The sequence below is a fragment of the Streptomyces sp. NPDC101776 genome (assembly GCF_044766845.1).
Classification (GTDB): domain Bacteria; phylum Actinomycetota; class Actinomycetes; order Streptomycetales; family Streptomycetaceae; genus Streptomyces.
In genome coordinates this window covers 427745-446359 of sequence record NZ_JBIWMV010000001.1, presented here as the reverse complement: position 1 = coordinate 446359, position 18615 = coordinate 427745, and the positions used below count along the sequence as shown (strand labels likewise).

At 71.3% G+C, this 18615-nt stretch carries 18 protein-coding genes; 9 read left to right on the top strand and 9 right to left on the bottom strand.

Annotated elements, in window-relative coordinates; translation table 11 throughout:
• Positions 1-2 precede the first annotated feature (2 nt).
• The 3 genes from gnd to ACIRRY_RS01925 all read left to right on the top strand — a co-directional run bounded on the left by gnd (position 3) and on the right by ACIRRY_RS01925 (position 3034).
• A complete protein-coding gene (gnd, locus tag ACIRRY_RS01935) occupies positions 3-878 on the top strand; it encodes a phosphogluconate dehydrogenase (NAD(+)-dependent, decarboxylating) (protein ID WP_403966718.1) in 876 nt (291 codons plus the stop codon).
• Between the two features lie 7 nt (positions 879-885).
• Positions 886-1473 (top strand): histidine phosphatase family protein, encoded by a 588-nt coding sequence (locus tag ACIRRY_RS01930; protein ID WP_403966715.1) that lies wholly within the window; start codon positions 886-888, stop codon positions 1471-1473.
• A 97-nt stretch (positions 1474-1570) separates the two neighbouring features.
• Positions 1571-3034 (top strand): membrane-associated oxidoreductase, encoded by a 1464-nt coding sequence (locus tag ACIRRY_RS01925; protein WP_403966712.1) that lies wholly within the window; start codon positions 1571-1573, stop codon positions 3032-3034.
• Here the strand turns inward: ACIRRY_RS01925 and ACIRRY_RS01920 are convergent.
• Positions 3021-4829, bottom strand: coding sequence for a bifunctional sugar phosphate isomerase/epimerase/4-hydroxyphenylpyruvate dioxygenase family protein (locus ACIRRY_RS01920; protein WP_403966709.1), 1809 nt, complete (start codon positions 4827-4829; stop codon positions 3021-3023). The two genes, ACIRRY_RS01925 and ACIRRY_RS01920, sit on opposite strands and share 14 nt — an antisense overlap.
• A gap of 77 nt (positions 4830-4906) precedes the next feature.
• A complete protein-coding gene (locus ACIRRY_RS01915) occupies positions 4907-5812 on the bottom strand; it encodes a shikimate dehydrogenase (protein WP_403966706.1) in 906 nt (301 codons plus the stop codon).
• 157 nt (positions 5813-5969) lie between these two features.
• On the opposite strand from ACIRRY_RS01915, the gene ACIRRY_RS01910 reads away from it, so the two are divergent.
• Positions 5970-6635: a TetR family transcriptional regulator gene (locus tag ACIRRY_RS01910; RefSeq protein WP_403966704.1), complete on the top strand. Its 666-nt coding sequence runs from the start codon at positions 5970-5972 to the stop codon at positions 6633-6635.
• Positions 6636-6855: 220 nt separating this feature from the next.
• Entirely contained in the window at positions 6856-8196 is a 1341-nt protein-coding gene (locus tag ACIRRY_RS01905; protein ID WP_403966701.1) for an MFS transporter, read from the top strand.
• Between the two features lie 90 nt (positions 8197-8286).
• Here the strand turns inward: ACIRRY_RS01905 and ACIRRY_RS01900 are convergent, their stop codons facing one another.
• Positions 8287-8697 carry a VOC family protein gene (locus tag ACIRRY_RS01900; protein ID WP_403966699.1) on the bottom strand — a complete coding sequence of 137 codons (411 nt, stop codon included), beginning with the start codon at positions 8695-8697 and terminating at the stop codon, positions 8287-8289.
• 311 nt (positions 8698-9008) lie between these two features.
• Complete coding sequence (locus ACIRRY_RS01895; protein WP_403966696.1) at positions 9009-9464, bottom strand: PPOX class F420-dependent oxidoreductase; 456 nt, start codon at positions 9462-9464, stop codon at positions 9009-9011.
• 74 nt (positions 9465-9538) lie between these two features.
• Here ACIRRY_RS01895 and ACIRRY_RS01890 point away from each other — a divergent pair, with 74 nt between their 5' ends.
• The 3 genes from ACIRRY_RS01890 to ACIRRY_RS01880 all read left to right on the top strand — a co-directional run bounded on the left by ACIRRY_RS01890 (position 9539) and on the right by ACIRRY_RS01880 (position 12773).
• On the top strand, positions 9539-10123 hold the full coding sequence (locus ACIRRY_RS01890) for a TetR/AcrR family transcriptional regulator (protein ID WP_403966694.1): 585 nt from the start codon (positions 9539-9541) through the stop codon (positions 10121-10123).
• Positions 10120-11478, top strand: a complete 1359-nt coding sequence (locus ACIRRY_RS01885; protein WP_403966691.1) for an MFS transporter — start codon at positions 10120-10122, stop codon at positions 11476-11478. The genes ACIRRY_RS01890 and ACIRRY_RS01885 overlap by 4 nt, the downstream gene beginning before the upstream one ends.
• A 65-nt stretch (positions 11479-11543) precedes the next feature.
• Positions 11544-12773 (top strand): serine hydrolase domain-containing protein, encoded by a 1230-nt coding sequence (locus ACIRRY_RS01880; protein ID WP_403966688.1) that lies wholly within the window; start codon positions 11544-11546, stop codon positions 12771-12773.
• Positions 12774-12790: 17 nt separating this feature from the next.
• Here the strand turns inward: ACIRRY_RS01880 and ACIRRY_RS01875 are convergent, their stop codons facing one another.
• Genes ACIRRY_RS01875 through ribA form a run of 5 tightly spaced genes read right to left on the bottom strand, consistent with a single transcriptional unit; the run spans position 12791 to position 17811 of the window.
• On the bottom strand, positions 12791-13945 hold the full coding sequence (locus ACIRRY_RS01875) for a saccharopine dehydrogenase family protein (protein ID WP_403966685.1): 1155 nt from the start codon (positions 13943-13945) through the stop codon (positions 12791-12793).
• A complete protein-coding gene (locus ACIRRY_RS01870; RefSeq protein WP_403966682.1) occupies positions 13938-15005 on the bottom strand; it encodes a saccharopine dehydrogenase in 1068 nt (355 codons plus the stop codon). The genes ACIRRY_RS01875 and ACIRRY_RS01870 overlap by 8 nt, the downstream gene beginning before the upstream one ends.
• A complete protein-coding gene (locus ACIRRY_RS01865; protein WP_403966679.1) occupies positions 15002-16147 on the bottom strand; it encodes an NAD(P)/FAD-dependent oxidoreductase in 1146 nt (381 codons plus the stop codon). The genes ACIRRY_RS01870 and ACIRRY_RS01865 overlap by 4 nt, the downstream gene beginning before the upstream one ends.
• On the bottom strand, positions 16144-17115 hold the full coding sequence (locus tag ACIRRY_RS01860) for an ornithine cyclodeaminase family protein (RefSeq protein ID WP_403966676.1): 972 nt from the start codon (positions 17113-17115) through the stop codon (positions 16144-16146). Before ACIRRY_RS01860 ends, ACIRRY_RS01865 begins: the two co-directional genes overlap by 4 nt.
• Positions 17116-17148: 33 nt before the next feature.
• Positions 17149-17811, bottom strand: coding sequence for a GTP cyclohydrolase II (gene ribA, locus ACIRRY_RS01855; RefSeq protein WP_200690420.1), 663 nt, complete (start codon positions 17809-17811; stop codon positions 17149-17151).
• Between the two features lie 38 nt (positions 17812-17849).
• Between ribA and ACIRRY_RS01850 the strand changes: the two genes are divergently transcribed.
• A complete protein-coding gene (locus ACIRRY_RS01850) occupies positions 17850-18605 on the top strand; it encodes a creatininase family protein (RefSeq protein ID WP_403966673.1) in 756 nt (251 codons plus the stop codon).
• Positions 18606-18615: the final 10 nt, after the last annotated feature.

The following is an 18615-nucleotide window of genomic DNA, read 5'->3' as shown; positions in this document are numbered from 1 at the left end:
ACATGCAGCTCGGACTCATCGGCCTCGGCAAGATGGGCGGCAACATGCGCGAGCGCATCCGCCGCGCGGGCCACACCGTCATCGGCTACGACCGCAACCCCGAGATCTCCGACGTGAGCGACCTGGCCGAACTGGTCGACAAGCTCGAAGCGCCACGCACGGTCTGGGTGATGGTCCCGGCCGGTGCCGCGACCCAGTCGGTCGTCGACGAGCTGGGCGGGCTGCTCCAGCCCGGTGACACGGTGGTCGACGGCGGCAACTCCCGCTGGACGGACGACGAGAAGCACGCGGAGGAGCTGGGCGCCAAGGGCATCGGCTTCGTCGACGCGGGTGTCTCCGGTGGTGTGTGGGGCCTGAAGAACGGCTACGCGCTGATGGTCGGCGGCGACGCCGAGAACATCGCGAAGGTGCAGCCGATCTTCGACGCGCTCAAGCCCGAGGGCGAGTTCGGCTTCGTGCACGCCGGCAAGGTGGGAGCCGGGCACTTCTCGAAGATGGTCCACAACGGCATCGAGTACGCCATGATGCAGGCCTATGCCGAGGGCTGGGAGCTGCTGGAGAAGGTCCACTCCGTGACGGACGTGCGGGAGGTGTTCCGGTCCTGGCAGGAGGGCACCGTGATCCGTTCCTGGCTGCTCGACCTCGCGGTCAACGCCCTTGACGGCGATGAGCACTTGGACAAGCTGCGCGGCTTCGCGGAGGACTCCGGCGAGGGCCGGTGGACCGTCGAGGCGGCCATCGACAACGCGGTGCCGCTGCCCGCGATCACGGCCTCCCTCTTCGCGCGGTTCGCCTCGCGTCAGGACGACTCGCCGCAGATGAAGATGGTCGCGGCGCTGCGCAACCAGTTCGGCGGCCACGCCGTCGAGTCGAAGTAGGCGCGCTGTGGGGGATCTTCTGCTGGTCCGCCACGGCGAGACGGAGTGGAGCGTGTCGGGCCAGCACACCAGCTGGACCGACCTGCCCCTCACCCGGCACGGCGAGGAACAGGCCAAGTCCCTCGCCCCGCTCCTGGCGGGCCGGACCTTCGCACTCGCCCTGAGCAGCCCGCTCGACCGCGCGATACGCACCGCCGGACTCGCGGGCATCACCGGGGCCGTACCCGACCCCGACCTGCACGAGTGGGACTACGGCGGCTACGAGGGCGTCACCACCGTCGACATCCACCGCACCCGCCCCGACTGGTTCCTGTGGACCGACGGGGTGCCCCCGGGACCGGTCGGACACCCCGGCGAGTCCCCGGACGAGGTGGGCGCCCGGGCCGACCAGGTGCTGAAGCGGGTGGACGGCGCGCTCGTGGACGGTGACGTGGTCCTCGTGGCCCACGCCCACTTCCTGCGCGTCCTCACCGCGCGTCGGCTGGGTCTGCCGGCGGCGGACGGCCGTCTGTTCCAACTGGCGACCGGCACGGTCAGCCGCCTCTCCACCGAGCACGACCGCCCCGTCATTGCCGAGTGGAACACCCGGCCATAACGACACAACTCCCCGGCCCGGACCGCGCGTTGACGTGCGGTCCGGGCCGCGGTCGTCCCCTGTGCCGGTGGCCTCCGCGCCGCTAGAGTCCCGCCTGATGGAGATCAACGATCTGACACAGGCCGAGGAAGAGGTGTGGCGGGCCTTCCCGTTGGGCGAGTCCGTGGACTTCCGTACGGCACCGGACGAGGACATCGCCCTCGGCGGCGGCTGGGGGCCCGAACGGATCGTCCGCGCCGAGGTGTTGCGGGCACTGGTGCTCAACGGGCCGCAGGAAGCGGGGGAGATAGCGTCGCTGAGTCTGGCGGGCGCCCGGGTCGTCGGCATGCTCGATCTGCAGTACGCGACGATCGACCACCCCGTCCGGCTGCGGAGCTGCTACTTCGACGAGGTACCCCGCTTCTACGCCTCCCGGCTGCGCGAACTCAACCTCAGCGAGTCCGTCCTGCCCGGGCTGACCGCCCACGCGATGCGCGTGGACGGCGTGCTGCGGATGACACGGTCCCGGTTCCGGGGAGTGGTGCGGCTCGCCGGGGCGAAGATCGCCGGGAGCCTGTTCATGGAGGGCTCGCGGATCATCGCTCCGGACGCGGAGGAGCCGGTGCTCCAGCTCAACCAGGCCGCCATCGGCGACGACCTCCGGGCGGCCGGCCTGAGCACCCACGGTCAGATACGGCTCAGCGGCGCGAGTGTCGCCGGGTCGGTCAACTTCAACACGGCGCACCTGTCCAACCCCGGGGGCTCCGCCATCGATGCCGAGATCCTCACCGTCGAGGGCAATGTCCTCGTCCGGGAGGCCCGTGTGGACGGCTGGATCGGCCTGCGCGGAGCCCGGATCGCGGGCCGGCTGGACCTGTCGTACGCGACGCTGTCGAACCCCGGCGGTCCCGTCCTGCTGGCGAGCAGCACCACCATGGGGGAACTCTGGCTGCGTGAGAGCCCGCCCATGCAGGGGGGACTCGTGCTGCGGAGCGCCCAGATCGACGTCCTGCTGCTGGAGCCGAGCGCGCTGCCGGACCAGGTCTTCCTCACCAGCTTCGCCTACACCTCGCTCATCCCGCACGAGCCCGCCGAGCGCCGGCTGACCATGCTCGAACGCGACGGTGACGGCTATGTCCCGCACGCCTACGAGCAGTTGGCCGCCGCCTACCGTCGCATCGGCGACGACGGCGCCGCCCGTCTCGTCCAACTCGCCAAGCAGCGCCGCCTGCGCGGCACCCACCTCTGGTACGGCCGTGTCTGGGGCTACGTCCAGGACGCCACCGTCGGCTACGGCTTCCGCCCGCTGCGTGCCTGCGGCTGGCTGCTGTCGCTGCTGGCGATCGGCTCCGTCGCGTACGGCCTGCATCACCCGGCCGCACTCAAGCCGTCCGAGGCACCGCACTTCAACCCGGTGTTCTACACGCTCGACCTGCTGCTGCCGGTGATCTCCTTCGGCCAGGAGGAGGCGTTCGCGCCGGCCGGCTGGTACCAGTACCTCGCCTACGCCCTGATCATCACCGGCTGGATCCTGGCCACGACCGTCGTCACCGGTGTGACCAGGACCGTCAGCCGCCAGTGAGGAGCTTCGCGGTGCGCTGGGCGGCCAGCCGCACCGGCGCGTTCTGGGCGCCGTAGCCGCGGTAGTCGCCGTCGCGCTGGACGAGTTCGAAGAAGACCCGCCCGACGGTGCGGGTGTAGCAGTGCCGGAACTCGCCGCCCGCGTCCCGGTCGTAGAGGATGCCCAGCTCCTGGTACGTCGCCAACTCGTCCTCGGTGAGGTCGAATCGGGCCGCGAGGTCGTCGTAGTAGTTCGCGGGCATCCGCAGCAACCGACCGCCCAGTTCACGGAAGCTGCGGGCCGCCGTGACCAAGTCCCCTGTGGCGAGGGCGATGTGCTGGGCGTGGGTGTCGCCCTCGGTCGGGGCCGCGCCGACGCTCAGGGCGATACGGACGCTGCCGTCGGGGGTGGTGACGGCGCGGCTGCGCAGCAGGCCGTAGGGGTCGGCTACGTCGACGCTCTCCTGGGCGTCGAGCCCAAGAACGGTGCGGTGGAAGAGAGTTGCCTCGTCGAAGTGGTGCCAGGGCTGGGTGAGGGCGAGGTGGTCGATGCGTTGGACGCCTGTCCCTGGGGGCGGTTGGGCGATGGTGTCGGTGAAGTCGGTGCGCCAGCCGGGGAGTTCGTGGGTGGTCGGGGCGGTCGGGGCGCAGAAGAAGAGTTCCGTGCCGTCCGGTGCGGCGACCGCTTCGAGTGGGACGTCCTCGGGTGCGCGGCGGCGCGGCAGGACGGGGGCGAGGAGTGCCTCGGCGCGGCGGGCGGCGCCCTGTGGGTCGGGGGATTCCAGGCCGATCGCCGCGAGCGCGGTGCCGTCCCGTCGTACGGCGGGGCCGGTGTTGACCAGGATGCGGGCCTCGCCCTGCTGCCACAGGTCGACCGGCTTGCTGCGGTGGCGGGCCGTGCGGGCGAAGCCGAGGGCACCGAGCAGGGCCGATACGGGTTCCGCGTCGGGCGTGACGAGTTCGGCGAAGGCGATGCCCGTGGGGACGACGGGAGCGGGGGGCCGAGAGACACCGACCGTCTCTTGAAGGACCAGCAGCGAGCGGTGGGCGTCCACGGCTGTCGGGCCCGCTTCCGCCTGCCGGAACACGTCGTTGAAGACCTCCAGCGAGAGCGGGCCGTCGTAGCCGGCGCTCAGGACGTGCCGGACGAGTCCGGCGACGTCGAAGCCGCCCTGGCCGGGGAAGCAGCGGTAGTGGCGGCTCCACTGGAGGACGTCCATCGCGAGCAGCGGGGCGTCGGCGAGCTGGAGGAAGAAGATCTTCTCGCCGGGGATGTCCTCGATGCCCTTGGGATCGGAACCCCGGGACAGGATGTGGAAGCTGTCCAGGCAGGTGCCGAGCGCGGGGTGGCCTGCCGTCTCGACGATGCGCCACGCGTGGTCGTACGTGCTGACGTGCCGCCCCCAGGCGAGCGCCTCGTAGGCGACCCGGACCCCGAACTCCTGCGCCAGGTCGGCCAGTCGGCTGAGCTGCGCGGCGGCGAGCGCGTCGTCGTCCTCGGCGAGCGGGGAGACACTGGAGCAGACGAGCACGGTGTCGGTACCGAGCCTGCGCATCAGCTCGAACTTGTGCCGGGCGCGGCGCAGATTGCGGCCGAACTCGGCCTCGGGGACCGCCTCGATGTCCCGCATGGGTTGATAGAGATCGATCGACAGCCCGAGGTCGCTGCACCGGGCGCGGATCTCCTCCGGGGCGAGGGGGCTGGCGAGGAGATCGTTCTCGAAGATCTCCACACCGTCGAAACCGGCCCGGGAGGCAGCGGCGAGCTTCTCGGTGAGGGAGCCGCTGAGGGAGACGGTGGCGATGGATGTACGCATCGGGTACCTCTCAATTTCGTTGCGGGCACGGCTGTTTCGAGTGCAGGGCGGGCACACCTCCTTCGGCACGGCCGCGGCTACTTCGGCGTGGGTACCGCGCCCGCCAGTTCCGCGATGTCGGTGAGCATCCGCGCGGTGTCCGGCTCGCGGCCGGTGAACAGACGGAAGGCGTCGGCTGCCTGGAAGACCGCCATGCCGGCGCCGTCGAGGGTGGCGCAGCCCAACGTGCGGGCGGTACGCAGGAGTTGGGTCTCCAGGGGGCGGTAGACGACCTCGGCGACCCAGAGGGCGGGGTGCAACAGGCTCGCGGGGAAGGGCAGTCCGGGGTGGGCGGCCATTCCGGTGGGGGTGGCGTGGACGATGCCGTCGGCACCGGTGAGCAGTGCGGGCAGCAGTTCGGGGCCGGCGGCGGACGCGCGGTCGGCGCCGAAGTGGCGGTTCAGGGAGTCGGCGAGGGCCGCGGCACGCTCGGGCAGCGCGTCGACGACGGTGACGCGCTCGGCGCCGAGGGTGAGCGTGGCGTGCGCGACGGCCGCGCCCGCGCCGCCCGCCCCGAGCTGGACGACCCGTTCCATGGGCGCGTCGGGCAGGCCGCGCGCGAAGGAGGCGGCGAAGCCGGTGACGTCCGTGTTGTGGCCGATCGCGCGCCCGTCCGCCGCGAGGACGACCGTGTTGACCGCGCCCAGCGCCTCGGCCTGCGGGGCGAGCCCGTCGAGGTGTTCGATGACGAGCTGTTTGCACGGGTGGGTGATGTTGAGCCCGTCGAAGCCCAGGTCGCGGGCGGCCCGCACCAGGTCGCCCACCGCCTCCGGGCCGACGTCGAGCACGTCGATGTCGATGAGCCGGTAGACGTAGCGCAGACCTTGCCGGTCGGCCTCGCGTTCGTGCAGGGCCGGGCTGAGGGAGGGGCCGATGCCGGAACCGATCAGTCCGACGAGATACGAGTCCTTGACGACCGTCGGTTCCTTGAAGACGTCGGCCATGTCGGCCCTCCTGAGCGGCTCACCAATGTACGAACTAGTACGTTAGCTATACCAGGATCCCCGGACCACGGGAAGCCCCGGACGGGAACTCGACGTCTCCCCACCGGGGCCCGGCTTCTAGAATCACCGGCACTGGCCCCTCGCCCGAAGGAACCCGATGACCAGCGTCGAAGAACCGGCACGACCGAACGGGCGGATCCGTGACGCCGCCCGCACCAAGGCCGAGATCCTCGACGTGGCCACCCAGGAGTTCGCGCGGGCCGGCTACGACGGCGCCCGCGTCGACGAGATCGCCGCCCGCACCCGCACCACGAAGCGGATGATCTACTACTACTTCGGCGGCAAGGAGCAGCTCTTCACGGCCGTCCTGGAGCGGGCCTACGGCGTGATCCGCGAGGCCGAACAGGGCCTGGACGTCGAGCACCTGGACCCCGTCGCGGCCATCCGCAGGCTCGCGGAGCTGACCTTCGACCACCATGAGCAGCACCCGGACTTCATCCGCCTGGTGTCCATCGAGAACATCCACGGGGCCGAGCACATCGCCGCCTCCGAGAAGCTCGGGAAGATCGGCTCGCCCGCCCTCGACGTGACCGGCCGCATTCTGGAGTCGGGCCGCAGGTCGGGCCTGTTCACGGCCGACGTGGACGCCGTCGACCTGCACGCGATGATCAGCTCGTACTGCTTCTTCCGGGTCGCCAACCGGCACACCTTCGGCGCCCTGTTCGGCCGCGACCTGGTGGCACCGGAGCAGCGCGAGCACTACCGGACCATGCTGGGCGACATGGTGATCGCCTATCTGACGGCGGAACGCACGACGGACTGAGGCCGCGCCGAGCTCGTACCGAGATCGCCCCGAGATCGCGCGACGGCACCTCTTGACACCCGGGAAACGCGAGCGCAACATCCCTACCCACCGGGACTAACTACCCAGTGGGTTAATTAGCCGCGTTCCGGCACCGCCACCCCGCTCCCCGTCTCCCCTCGCCTCGTCTCCCCTCTCCGCTCGCTCCGCCTACGGTGGAGTCTCCGCGAAGGAGCAAGCCGTGTCCGTCCCCGCCAAAGCCGTCGGGCAGCCGAAGAAGGCGGCAGCCGCCGCCTGGATCGGCAGCGCCCTGGAGTACTACGACTTCTTCATCTACGGCAGCGCCGCCGCGCTCATCTTCCCCAAGGTCTTCTTCGACGACTCGGACCCCGCGACCGCGACCCTGCTCTCGCTCGCGACCTTCGGGGTCGCCTACGCGGCCCGTCCGGTGGGCGCGCTCTTCCTCGGTCACTTCGGCGACCGGGTCGGCCGCAAGAAGATCATGATCTTCACGCTGCTGCTGATGGGCCTGTCGACGTTCCTCATCGGCTGCCTGCCCACCCGGGCCCAGGTCGGCTCGCTCGCCCCGGTCCTGCTCGTGCTGTGCCGGGTGCTCCAGGGCATCTCGGCGGCGGGCGAGCAGGCCAGCGCCAGTTCGATGACACTGGAGCACGCGCCCTCGGACCGGCGCGGCTTCTTCACCAGCTTCACCCTCGGCGGCACCCAGGGCGGCCAGCTCCTCGCCACCCTCGTCTTCCTCGGCATCGCCCAACTCCCCGAAGAACAGCTGCTGTCCTGGGGCTGGCGCGTCCCGTTCTGGGCCAGCGTGCTGGTCGCCGTTGCCGGCTACTTCATGCGCCGCAAGCTCCAGGAGACCCCGGCCTTCGCCGAGCAGGCGGCGACCGAGGGGGTCGTAAAACTGCCGCTCGTGGTGCTGCTGCGCGAGCACTGGGCGGACGTCCTGCGGGTGATCGCGGGCGCGCTCATCGCCTCCGTCTCCACGATCTTCACCGTGTGGGCGCTGGCCTACGCGACCAGCGACTCCGTCGGCATGTCCCGCACGTCGATGCTGTGGGTGGGCGCGCTCGCCAACCTCGTCGCCCTCGCCGCGATCCCCCTCTGGGCCACCCTGTCCGACCGCATCGGCCGCCGCCCGGTGTACCTGATCGGCGCGGTCGGCAGCGCGATCACGATGTTCCTCTACCTCTGGGCGATCTCGACGGGCTCCTACGCCCTCGTCCTGATCCTCGGCATCGTCACCTTCGGCGTCGTCTACAGCGCCGCGAACGGCGTGTGGCCCTCCTTCTACGGCGAGATGTTCTCGACCCGGGTACGGCTGTCCGGCATGGCCATCGGCACCCAGATCGGCTTCGCCGTGGCCGGGTTCGCGGTCACCTTCGCCGCGCAGATCGCGGGTCCGGACGGCACGGACTGGTCCTCGGTGGCCCTGTTCACGGCGGCGCTGTGCGTCCCGCCGGTCATCGCCGCGCTCACGGCCCGCGAGACCCACAAGGTCCCGACGGAACTCCTCGGCACCCGCTCCCCCAAGGAGGCGCCCCACCCGGAGACGGTGACGGCCTGACCGCCACCACCCCCTGAGCATCCCGGGTGCCGGACGCCTTACGGGCTCCGGCGCCCGGGGTTTCGACGCTCGCCCCCGGTCGACCACCGCCTAGGTGTTGGACCACGCCCGCGTGCACAGCACCAGCCGATAACCGTCCGGGTCCTCGATCGTGACACCCCACTCGTTCCAGTACGGGTTGGGTGACGGCACCCGCTTGCCGCCGTGCTCCTCCAGCCGCGTCACCAGGTCCTCCGGTACCGGACCGTCGACGTAGATCACGAGGAGGTCCTCCTCCGTGGGGCGCGGCTCGACCGGACCGCCGGGTTCGTGGACGAGTTCCAGATGCCAGTCGGCGTCGGGCCAGCCGAGCATCAGCAGATCGTGCTCGCCGGGTTCGCTCCCGCCCTCGGCCCGCCACAGGACAGCGAGTCCGAGGCCGTCGCCCCAGAACCGCCCGGCGACGGCGAGGTCCCTGGACGGGCGGGCGATCCTGATGTGACTACGGCCGTCGACCGGCATCGTGACCTCAACTCCCTTGTTCCCGAACCGCGGTGGCGTGTCCCACAGCCTAGGCGGGACCCTGATCGCCGGACCATCGGCCATCCGCCCTACGCCTCCGGTCGGGCGCACGCGACATCCGTCGGCCTGCGGGCACGTGGCGCGACGCCAACCGGGGTAGGACGCTCAACGGGCCGGGTGACACTCACGTCGTACGCGAACCGGCCTTCGTGAACCCGCGTGCGCAGGACGTCGTCGGTGCCCTGCGCCGCCCGGAGGGCCTCCGCGTGCCCCGGCCGATTTCAGGGGCGGCCGGTGCACGCGGGCCCGGCTCACCCCTCGTTGCCCCCGGCGGGAATCCCGTACGCCCGCTCCACCCGCAGCCGGAGCACGACCCGCCGGTCCCGCACCATCGCCGCCCGGTAGTCGTCCCAGTCGGGGTGCTCGCCCAGGACGTCGCGGTAGAGCCGGATGAGCTCCTCGACCGTGTCGTCGTGCGGGTCGGCGGCGACCGGTGTGAGGTCGGCCGTGCCCTCGGCGACCGTGTACGCGCGGCGGTCGGGGCTGGTCACGTGGTAGGAGGCGCGGGGGTCCCGGCGCAGGTTGCGGGTCTTGGCGCGGTCGTCGGTGATCGACACCCGGATGGTCCGCTCGTCGGGGTAGTAGGCGTGGCTGACGTTCGACAGCTGGGGCCGGCCGTCGCTCTTGAGGGTGACCAGCACCCCGCCGTGGCCGTCGGACAGCAGCCGGAGGAGGGGTGCGTCGTCCTGTGTCGTGTCCTGAGTCATAGACGGGACAACGGGCGCGGCGCATCCACCATTCCCGGTAGACACTGTCTACGGATGACTGGTAGACAGTGTCTATGAGTGCATCGGAAGCAGCGGGACTGCGGGACCGGCTCGTCGACGTCGGTGTCGGCCTGGTGGCGACGGAAGGGGCGCAGGCCCTCACCCTGCGGGAGATCGCCCGGCGGGCCGGTGTCTCGCACGGGGCGCCGCGCCGTTACTTCCCCACCCACCTGGAGCTGCTGTCCGCCATCGCGCGGCGCGGCTTCGCCGATCTGGGCGAGCGGGCGGGAGCGGCGATCGGCGACGGTACGGCGAGCCCGCGGGCGCAGGTGACGGCGCTGGGCCGCGTCTATCTGGAGTTCGCGCTGGACAACCCCGGCATGTACGAGTTGATGTTCCGTCACGATCTGCTGGAAAGCGGGCACTTGGGGCTGCGGGACACCAGCCTGCCCCTGTTCGGCGTCCTGGTGGACCTGGTCGGCCGGGCCCGTCCCGACCTGGACGCCCGCCCGGTCGCGGGCGCGTTGTGGGCGAACCTGCACGGCATCGCCCAGCTCTGGCGCTGGGGCAGCCTCCAACTCGCCACCGGTGCCGACGACTTCGTACCCCTGCTGCGCTCGGCCCTCGACGCGCATCTCGGTCCGGAGGCCGCCGTATGACCGCGCGTGGGCGGCTCGTGCTGGCCGGGAGTGCGGCGGGGGCGGCGGTCGTCGCGCTCGACGGAACCGTGCTCACCGTCGTACAGCCCACGTTGCAGCGGGAGTTGGGGGCGTCCCTGGCCCAGGTGCAGTGGACCAGCACCGCGTATCTGGTCGCCGTGGCGAGCCTGTTGGTGTCGGCCGGGCGGATCGGGGACCGGTACGGGCATCAGCGGGTGTTCGGGCTCGGCATCCTCGGCTTCGGGGTCGCCTCGGCCGGGATCGGACTGGCGCCCGGTGTCGGCTGGGTGATCGGACTCCGGGTCGTACAAGGGGTGTTCGGGGCACTGTTGCAGCCGGCCACGCTCGGCATGCTGCGCGCCGCGTTCCCGCCCGACCGGCTGGGCATGCCGATCGCCGTACGGACGAGTGTGATCGGACTCGCGGCAGCCGCCGGGCCGTTGGTGGGCGGGGCGTTGGTGGCTGCGGTGGGCTGGCGGGCCGTGTTCTTCCTCCATGTCGTGCCCTCGCTCGTCCTCGGCGTGCTCGCCCTCACCGTGCGGGGGCCGCGGCCGGCGGAGGCGAGCGACGTCCGGTTCGATCTGCCCGGCGCGCTGCTGCTCGCGCTGTGTCTCGCCTCGCTCGTCCAGGCGTTGGTGGATCTGCCCGGGTCGGCCGCCGGCCTGGCCGTGTCCGCGTCGGCCGGTCTCGCCTTCGTCCGGCATGAGCGTCGTACGGCGCATCCGCTCCTGCCGTCGGACGTCGTCGGTTCGACGGCGATCCGCGGTGCGCTCGCGATGCTGCTCGCCGCCTCGGCCGCTTTCTCCGGGACGCTGTTCGTCGTCACCTATGTGCTCCAGGAGGCATGGGGGCTCAGTCCGTTCCAAAGTGCCCTGCGGGGGCTGCCGTTGGCCGGGGCGATGGTCCTCGCCGCGCCCGTGTGCCCGGTGGTGCTGCGCCGGGTGGGGGCGCGCCGTACGGCCGGAGCGGCGACGGTGGTCGTGGCCCTGGCCGTTCTCGTGCCCTCCCGGGCCTCGGGGACGGTCGCGGTGTGCGGTGGATTCGCCCTGCTGGGGGCCGGGTTCGGGACGGTGATGGTGGCGGCGACCCAGGTCGTGGTGCGGGCGGCGGCCGTGGAGTCGGCCGGGGTGGCGGGCGGGCTCAAGCAGACCGCGGCGAACGTGGGGCCGACACTGGGAGTCGCCGTCGGGAGCGCGCTGTTGGCCGGAACCGGCCGGGCGTGGGCGCTCGGAGTGCTCGCCGCGGTGGCCCTGACCGGCGCTCTCGCCGCTCGCGCGCTGCCCGGGCGGACAGTCGCGTCGCTCACACATCCCCCCGTTACAGGAGACCGCGCAGGTGTTCCTGCGGGACGATGAGTTCCGAGGTGTCCGGGGCCGGGTATGCGGGACCCCACCTCGTGAACGCAATTCGGAGGAGAGCCATGGCACAGCTGCGACAAGAGGTCGACCCGGACGAGGTCGGACTGGATCACAAGGCGCTGGACCGCCTGGACCAGCACTTCGCCCACTACGTCGACGTGGAGCGCCTGCCGGGCTTCCTGGTGTCCGTGGCCCGCGGCGGACGCGTCGCCCACCTCACCGCCCACGGGTACCGCGATGTCGCGGCGAAACTCCCCGTCACACCGGACACGTTGTACCGGATCTACTCCATGACCAAGCCGGTCACCGCGGTCGCCGCGCTGATCCTGATGGAGGAGGGCAAACTCTCGCTGGACGACCCGGTCGCCGACCACCTGCCGGCCTTCGCCGACATGCGGGTCTACGACAGCGGCTCCGGCGCCGACGTGAAGACGCGGCCGGTGGAGCAGCCGATGCTGATCCGCCACCTGATGACCCACACCTCGGGCCTGACCTTCGCCTTCTACCACGCGCATCCCGTCGACGCCCTGTACCGGGAAGCCCACTTGGAGTCGTCCGTGCCGCCCGGCGCGAACCTCGCCGAGACGATCGACGTGTACGCGAGCCTGCCGCTCCAGTTCGAGCCGGGCACGCAGTGGAACTACTCCGTCGCCTCCAACGTGCTGGGCCGGATCGTCGAGGTGGTGTCCGGGCAGCGGCTCGACGAGTTCTTCGCCGAGCGGATCTTCCGGCCGCTCGGGATGCCGGACGCCGGCTTCCAGGTCCCGGACGACAAGGCGGACCGGCTCTCCGAGTTGTACGGCGACGCGGACGGCGGCGGTATCGAGCCGATCGCCGGGCTGCCGCTGCGGGGCGGCCGGCCGCGGTTCCTGTCGGGGAGCGGCGGGATGGCGGCGAGCCCGTACGACGTGCACCGGTTCGCGGAGTTCCTGCGGCGCCGGGGCGAACTCGACGGCACCCGGTTGCTCGCCCCCGAGACGGTCGACCTGATGGCCAGCAATCATCTCCCCGGCGGCGCCGACATGCGTGCCTTCGGCAGCCCCCCGCACCAGGAACCCGGCAACGACGGCATCGGTTTCGGCCTCAGCGTCTCCGTCGTCGTCGACCCCGAACGAACCCAAGCCCCCATGGGCCTGGGCGCGTTCGGGTGGAGCGGGGTGGCGACGACGACGTTCTGGGTGGACCCGGGCCGCGATCTCACCGTGCAGTTCATGACCCAGCTCCGGCCGAAGTCGTCACTGAAGATCATGCCGGAGCTCAAGCAGTTGGTGCACGAGGCGATCACCGGCTGAGGACCGGCCGCGTACGGCTACTGATCCACCCGCAAGGTGAACTCCAGCCCCTCCCCCGCCAGTTCGCTCAGCCACTCCCGTGACCGCTCCGCCGTCTCCGCCGCCCGGTTCAGCCCGGACGGCAGGTCGTCGGACAGGATGTGCCGGACAGCGAGGGAGAGGGGACGCGAGACGCAACGGGCCATCGCGCTCTCCTCCTCGTCGCCGACCAGGTCGAGGAGGTAGCCGCCGGACCAGGTCCCGCCCGTGTCGCTCCGGACGTCCAGGGACACCGCGAGGACGACCCGGTCGTGGTCGGCTTCCGTGGTGGGGTAGGTGGCCGCCAACTCCCGTGCCAGCGCGGCGATCCGGATGTCGTCGCCCGCCTTCAGTTCCTCGAACACCGCGTCCCAGGCCCGCAGCCAGCCCTCCAGGCGCAGCGTGCCGCGCACGAACGTCCGTGGTGTCCAGGCCGTCGGCAGCCCGTACTGCTCGATGAACGGCACGCTGTCCCGGTTCGGATAGACCTCGAAGGTCTCGCCGTCCACGTCATGCGGCCGGGTCACCTCCCAGGGCCGGGCCGCGACGGTCTCCGTGCCGTCCTCCAGGTAGCGCGCCGGTGAGCGCAGCGCGCCCAGGACTCCGGCCGGCGCCCAACTGAAGCGGTACCGGAAGTCGTTGGGCACCGCGGGGACACCGCCGCAGTACGAGGTGAGGGTGTACGAGGCCGCCGTGCCCGCGCCGATCGCGTCCTGGGCGCGGGCGACGAGGCTGTGGGCGAAGAGGTGGTCGATGCCCGGGTCGAGTCCGGCCTCGGTGAGGACGACGATGCCCGCCTTCTCGGCCGCCGGTACCTGTTCCAGGACGGCGTCCGAGACATAGCTGGAGCAGGCGAAGTGTGCCTGTCCGCGGACGCAGGCGGCCAGCAGCGCCGGATGTTCGGCCGCGGGCAGCATGGAGACGACGACGTCTCCGGGGGCCAGTTCGGCCGTGAGCGCGGCGAGGGTGAACGCGCGCGGTGCGGCGCGTCCCGTCAGGCCCAGGTGGTCGAGGGCCTGAGCCGCGCGCTCCTCGGTGCGGTGCCACAGCCGTACCCGGTCGGCGGCGTCGCAGAGTCGGGCGAGTCCGCTGCCGGTGGAGAGTCCGGCGCCGATCCAGTGGACGGTTCCGCTCGCGCGCACCACGTCAGACATGGCCCAACTCCCCTTCCGCGACGGCGATTTTGAGCTCACGGGACTTCGTACGGAAGAGGTCCAGGCTTCGCCTCCACGCGCCGCCGGTCCCGAAGTCCAGGAGCTGGGGCAGCAGCGCGGCCGAGAAGTCGGTGCTGGACTCCCTCGGCAGCAGGGACGGCAGGTTGTCGATGGCGATGAGGTCGAGCGGGGGCCGCGCGTGCAACTCCCTTACCGGGTCGCCCCATTCGGTCGTGCGGTCGTAGACCGGCAGGACGTTGAGGGGTGAGCCGACGTCGCAGGTGACGTCGCAGACGGTGCGGAGGCGACGGGTCGGGTCGTCGAGGTCCGGTTCGCGGAGGAAGGGCGGGACGGGGGTCGTGGCCAGGACGCAGTTGACCAGGACGTCGTGGGCCAACAGGGCCGGGCGGTCCAGGTTCTGGGTCTCGGGCAGGTCCCAACAGGTCGGCCGGACGCCGGCCGTGGAGAAGGCCACGCGGGCTCCCCGTCCGCTGCGGCCCAGCGCGCCGATCACCAGGGCGGTGAACTCCGCTTCCCCTGCGGCGGGTTGGAGGGTCTTGTCCAGCTCCTCCTTCGAGGTGGGCACCAGGGGCGCGGTCAGTCGGCCCCGGTGCTGGAGCACGGCGAGGGCCGCGCCCAGGTAGCCGGCCCAGAAGCCGAAGGCGGCGAGGCGGCGACCGTCGTCGTCCACCAGGTATTCGAGGTCGAGGAGCGCTCCTCCCCCGGCGCCGAAGCGCCGCAGCAGGTCGCTCGCCCCGGGCTGGCCCTTGTAGGCGTGCCCAAAGAAGATGTGACGGTGGGTCAACCCGGCCGGTTCGTCCGGGAGTTCCTTGAGGCCGAGGATCACCGCGTCCGGCGGCGCCGACACCCAGGAGTCGGCGGGTGCCACCCGGACGCCGACCGCCTCGTACTCCTCGATCGGGAAGATCCGCTGCGGGGACTCCTCGACCGTGAGGGTCACCCCGCTCTCGACGAGGCGGCGGGCGTCGGAGGGGACGACCGGGGTGCGGCGTTCGGTCGTGCGGGGCTCGTGGCGCAGCCACAGATGCAGCTCGGTCATACCAGGTTGACCTCCGGACGCGGGGCGTCGGCCGCGAACCGGCCGGCGCTCAGGGGGCTGACGTCCACGAAGGGTACGTGGCCGAGGTACAGGTCGCGGACGACCTCGCCGACGGCCGGTCCCTGGAGGAAACCGTGGCCGGAGAAGCCGGTGGCGTAGAGGAAGCGGGAGACCGAAGTCGCCTCGCCGATCAGGGCGTTGTGGTCCGGCGTGTTCTCGTACAGGCCCGCCCAGCCGCCGGTGCGGCGCAGTTCCAGGAGGCCGGGGGCGCGGCGCTGCATCGCCTCGGTGAGACGGGGGATCCAGCGGTCGTGGGTGTCGGTGGCGAAGCCGGGACGCTCGTCGGGGTCGGACATGCCGACGAGGAGGCCGGGGCCCTCGGCGTGGAAGTAGAGGCTCGTCGTGAAGTCGATCGTCATGGGGAGCGTGGGCGGCAGGCCCGGCACCGGTTCGGTGACCGCGATCTGGCGGCGCAGCGGCCGTACCGGGAGGTCCACGCCCGCCATCGCGCCGATCGCCTTCGACCAGGCGCCGGCCGCGCAGATCACCGTGTTCGTGTCGATGCGGCCCAGTGTGGTCAGCACGGCGGTGACGGTGGTGCCGTGGGTCTCGATGCCGGTGACGTCGGTGTGGCGCAGGATCGTCGCGCCGTGGGCGCGGGCGGCGGAGGCGTAGCCGTGCACGACGGCCTCGGGGGTGCAGTGGCCGTCGTCGGGCGAGTAGGCGGCGGCGAGGAGGCCCTCGGTGCTGATCAGCGGGGAGAGACGGCGGGCCTCGGCGGGGTCGATCAGACGGCTGGGCACGTCGAGGGAGTTCTGCAGCCGGACGCCCGCCTCGAAGGTGGCGACGTCCTCGGGCCGGGACAGCAGGAAGAGGTAGCCGACGCGATGTAACCCGATGTCGTACCCGGTGTCCTCCTCGAAGCGCTCGAAGGCCTCCAGGCTGCGGGCGCCCAGTTGCACGTTGAGCCCGTCGGAGAACTGGGCGCGCACTCCGCCGGCCGCCTTGGAGGTGGACCCGGCGGCGAGTTCGTCCCGTTCGACGAGGACCACGTCTCTGACGCCGGCGCGGGCCAGGTGGCAGGCGATGCTCGTACCGATGACCCCGCCGCCGATGACGACGACCTCAGCCTGACGCTTCACGGGCGCTCCTTCTTGGCCGCGTCGATCACGGCCCAGGCCGCGGCCGCGTCCTGGATGCCGAGTCCCACGCTGTTGTAGTGGACGATGTCGTCCGGTCGGGTACGGGCGGCGCGGCGGCCGGTGAGTACGGCGCCGAGCGGGATCAGGTCGGCGGGGGCGAGCAGTCCTTCGCGCAGGGCGTCGACGATCGGTCCGGCGTGCTCGGCGGCCGTCTCCGGGTCGTCGACGACGACGGCCGCCGACCGGCGCAGTACCTCCGCGTCGACCTCGCCGCGGGTGGGTTCGAAGGAGCCCACGCTGACGACCGTGCAGCCGGACGCGAGCCATGCGCCGCGCACCACGGGGGTGGTGCTGAGCGTGCAGGCGGCGACCACGGACGCGCCGGTCACGGCTTCCTGCGCGGTGTCCACCGCCTCTACCGGGAAGGGGAGTTGGGCCGTCAGCGTCCGCGCGGCCCGTGCGCGCCGCTCGGGGTTCGGGCTCCACAGGCGTACGGAGGTCAGCTCCCGGACCCGGGCGATCGCGTGGACGTGGGCGAGGGCCTGGGTGCCGGAGCCGAGGACGGCGAGCCGGTCGGCGTCGGGGGCGGCCAGGGCGTCGACCGCCACGGCGCTGCCCGCGGCCGTGCGCAGGGTCGTCACCGCCGTGCCGTCCATGACCGCGACCAGACGTCCGGTGAGCGGGTCGAGGGCGCTGATCACCGCGTGGATCGTGGGCAGCCCCGCCTTCGCGTTGGCCGGGTTGACGCTGCCGAACTTCGCCACCGCCCCGGTGTCCGCCGACAGCCGGGAGACATGGGCGAAGACGACGCTGTCGTCGAAGCGGCTCGGGTGCATGATCTTGCCGGGCAGGTCGGCCTCGCCGGCGCCGAGCGCGGTGAAGGCCGCGCGCTGCGAGGCGATGGCCGCGTCCGCGTCGAGCAGGTGCCGGACGCGGTCGCCGGAGAGGAAGAGGACGTCGTCGGTCATTCCCTCTTCCTGTCCGGACCGCGCTCACCGGAATCAGGACCAGTGCGCCACCGCGTCCAAATGGGGCAGGTGGTGGTCCAGACGCTCCCGCTTGGTGCGCAGATAGGTGATGTTGTTCTCGCAGGGCGGGATCAACAGCGGTACCTCTTCGGAGACTTTGATGCCGTGTTCCAGCAACGCCTCGCGTTTGCGCGGGTTGTTGGAGAGCAGCCGGACGCTCGCCACACCCAGGTCGTGCAGGATCTCGGCGGCCACGCCGTAGTCGCGGGCGTCGACCGGGAGGCCGAGGGCGAGGTTCGCCTCGACGGTGTCCAGGCCCTCCGCCTGGAGGGCCATCGCGCGCAACTTGGCGAGCAGGCCAATGCCGCGGCCCTCGTGCCCTCTCAAGTAGACGACTATGCCCCGGCCTTCGGCGACGACGGCGCGCATCGCGGCGTCCAACTGGTCGCCGCACTCGCAGTGCTGGGAGCCGAAGGCGTCGCCCGTCAGGCACTCCGAGTGGAGTCGGGTGAGTACGTCGTCCGTGCCGATGTCGCCGTAGACCAGGGCCACTTGCTCGTCACCGCGGTCGTGGTCCAGGTAACCGATCGCCTGGAATTTGCCGTACACGGTGGGCAAGGGAGCATTCACGACGCGTTCCGCGCCCGTGGGCTGTGGAGACTTCTTCTTGCCGAGTACGCCAATGTTTTCTGTCATGATCTGGTTCCTAAGCAGAGACGAAAGGCCGTGAAAAAATGAATGGTTCGGGCTCACGGACGGCGGCAAACGGACTGGTGCCGGCGGACACCACGCAGGACGTACGGTCTAGGGGGGCAAGTGTCTCAACACAGGTCGCCGTCCTTCCGGTCGGCAGTTTCGAGCAGCACGGCCCGTATCTTCCGCTGGCCACCGACACCCTCGTCGCCTGTGCCGTGGCCCGGGAGATCGCCGCGGCGTACCCGGTGCATCTCCTGCCGCCGGTGACGATCGGCTGCTCGCACGAGCACGCGGCCTGGCCGGGGACCGTCAGCATCTCTTCCGTGACCCTTCATGCGGTGGTGCGGGACATCGCGGACTCGCTCCGCCGCTCGGGGGTCGAGACCCTGGTGGTGGTCAACGGACACGGCGGAAACTACGTACTGGGCAACGTCGTTCAGGAGTCCTCCGCGCGCGGGGAGCGGATGGCGCTGTTCCCCGCCGCCGAGGACTGGGAGGCGGCGCTGGAGCGGGCCGGGGTACTGACCTCGCTGCTCACCGATATGCACGCGGGGGAAATCGAGACCTCCATTCTGCTGCACGCTCATCCTGAATTGATCCGTCCCGGTTATGAGACCTCCGACTTTGTCGCCGACGACCGTCGCCATCTTCTGACGCTCGGTATGTCCGGCTATACCGAGTCGGGCGTCATCGGACGCCCGTCCCTCGGCTCGGCGGAAAAGGGGAAGACCTTGCTGGCGAGCCTCGCCGATTCCTTCGGCGCGTATTTCTCGATGCTGACCTCGGACGCCTGAGCGGGCGCCG

Excerpts from the sequence above, each read along its gene's own strand:
- gnd (WP_403966718.1), top strand. The coding sequence starts at position 3 with ATGCAGCTCGGACTCATCGGCCTCGGCAAGATGGGCGGCAACATGCGC.
- ACIRRY_RS01925 (WP_403966712.1), top strand. The coding sequence starts at position 1,571 with ATGGAGATCAACGATCTGACACAGGCCGAGGAAGAGGTGTGGCGGGCC.
- ACIRRY_RS01920 (WP_403966709.1), bottom strand. The coding sequence starts at position 4,829 with ATGCGTACATCCATCGCCACCGTCTCCCTCAGCGGCTCCCTCACCGAG.
- ACIRRY_RS01915 (WP_403966706.1), bottom strand. The coding sequence starts at position 5,812 with ATGGCCGACGTCTTCAAGGAACCGACGGTCGTCAAGGACTCGTATCTC.
- ACIRRY_RS01910 (WP_403966704.1), top strand. The coding sequence starts at position 5,970 with ATGACCAGCGTCGAAGAACCGGCACGACCGAACGGGCGGATCCGTGAC.
- ACIRRY_RS01900 (WP_403966699.1), bottom strand. The coding sequence starts at position 8,697 with ATGCCGGTCGACGGCCGTAGTCACATCAGGATCGCCCGCCCGTCCAGG.
- ACIRRY_RS01895 (WP_403966696.1), bottom strand. The coding sequence starts at position 9,464 with ATGACTCAGGACACGACACAGGACGACGCACCCCTCCTCCGGCTGCTG.
- ACIRRY_RS01890 (WP_403966694.1), top strand. The coding sequence starts at position 9,539 with ATGAGTGCATCGGAAGCAGCGGGACTGCGGGACCGGCTCGTCGACGTC.
- ACIRRY_RS01885 (WP_403966691.1), top strand. The coding sequence starts at position 10,120 with ATGACCGCGCGTGGGCGGCTCGTGCTGGCCGGGAGTGCGGCGGGGGCG.
- ACIRRY_RS01880 (WP_403966688.1), top strand. The coding sequence starts at position 11,544 with ATGGCACAGCTGCGACAAGAGGTCGACCCGGACGAGGTCGGACTGGAT.
- ACIRRY_RS01875 (WP_403966685.1), bottom strand. The coding sequence starts at position 13,945 with ATGTCTGACGTGGTGCGCGCGAGCGGAACCGTCCACTGGATCGGCGCC.
- ACIRRY_RS01870 (WP_403966682.1), bottom strand. The coding sequence starts at position 15,005 with ATGACCGAGCTGCATCTGTGGCTGCGCCACGAGCCCCGCACGACCGAA.
- ACIRRY_RS01860 (WP_403966676.1), bottom strand. The coding sequence starts at position 17,115 with ATGACCGACGACGTCCTCTTCCTCTCCGGCGACCGCGTCCGGCACCTG.
- ribA (WP_200690420.1), bottom strand. The coding sequence starts at position 17,811 with ATGACAGAAAACATTGGCGTACTCGGCAAGAAGAAGTCTCCACAGCCC.
- ACIRRY_RS01850 (WP_403966673.1), top strand. The coding sequence starts at position 17,850 with ATGAATGGTTCGGGCTCACGGACGGCGGCAAACGGACTGGTGCCGGCG.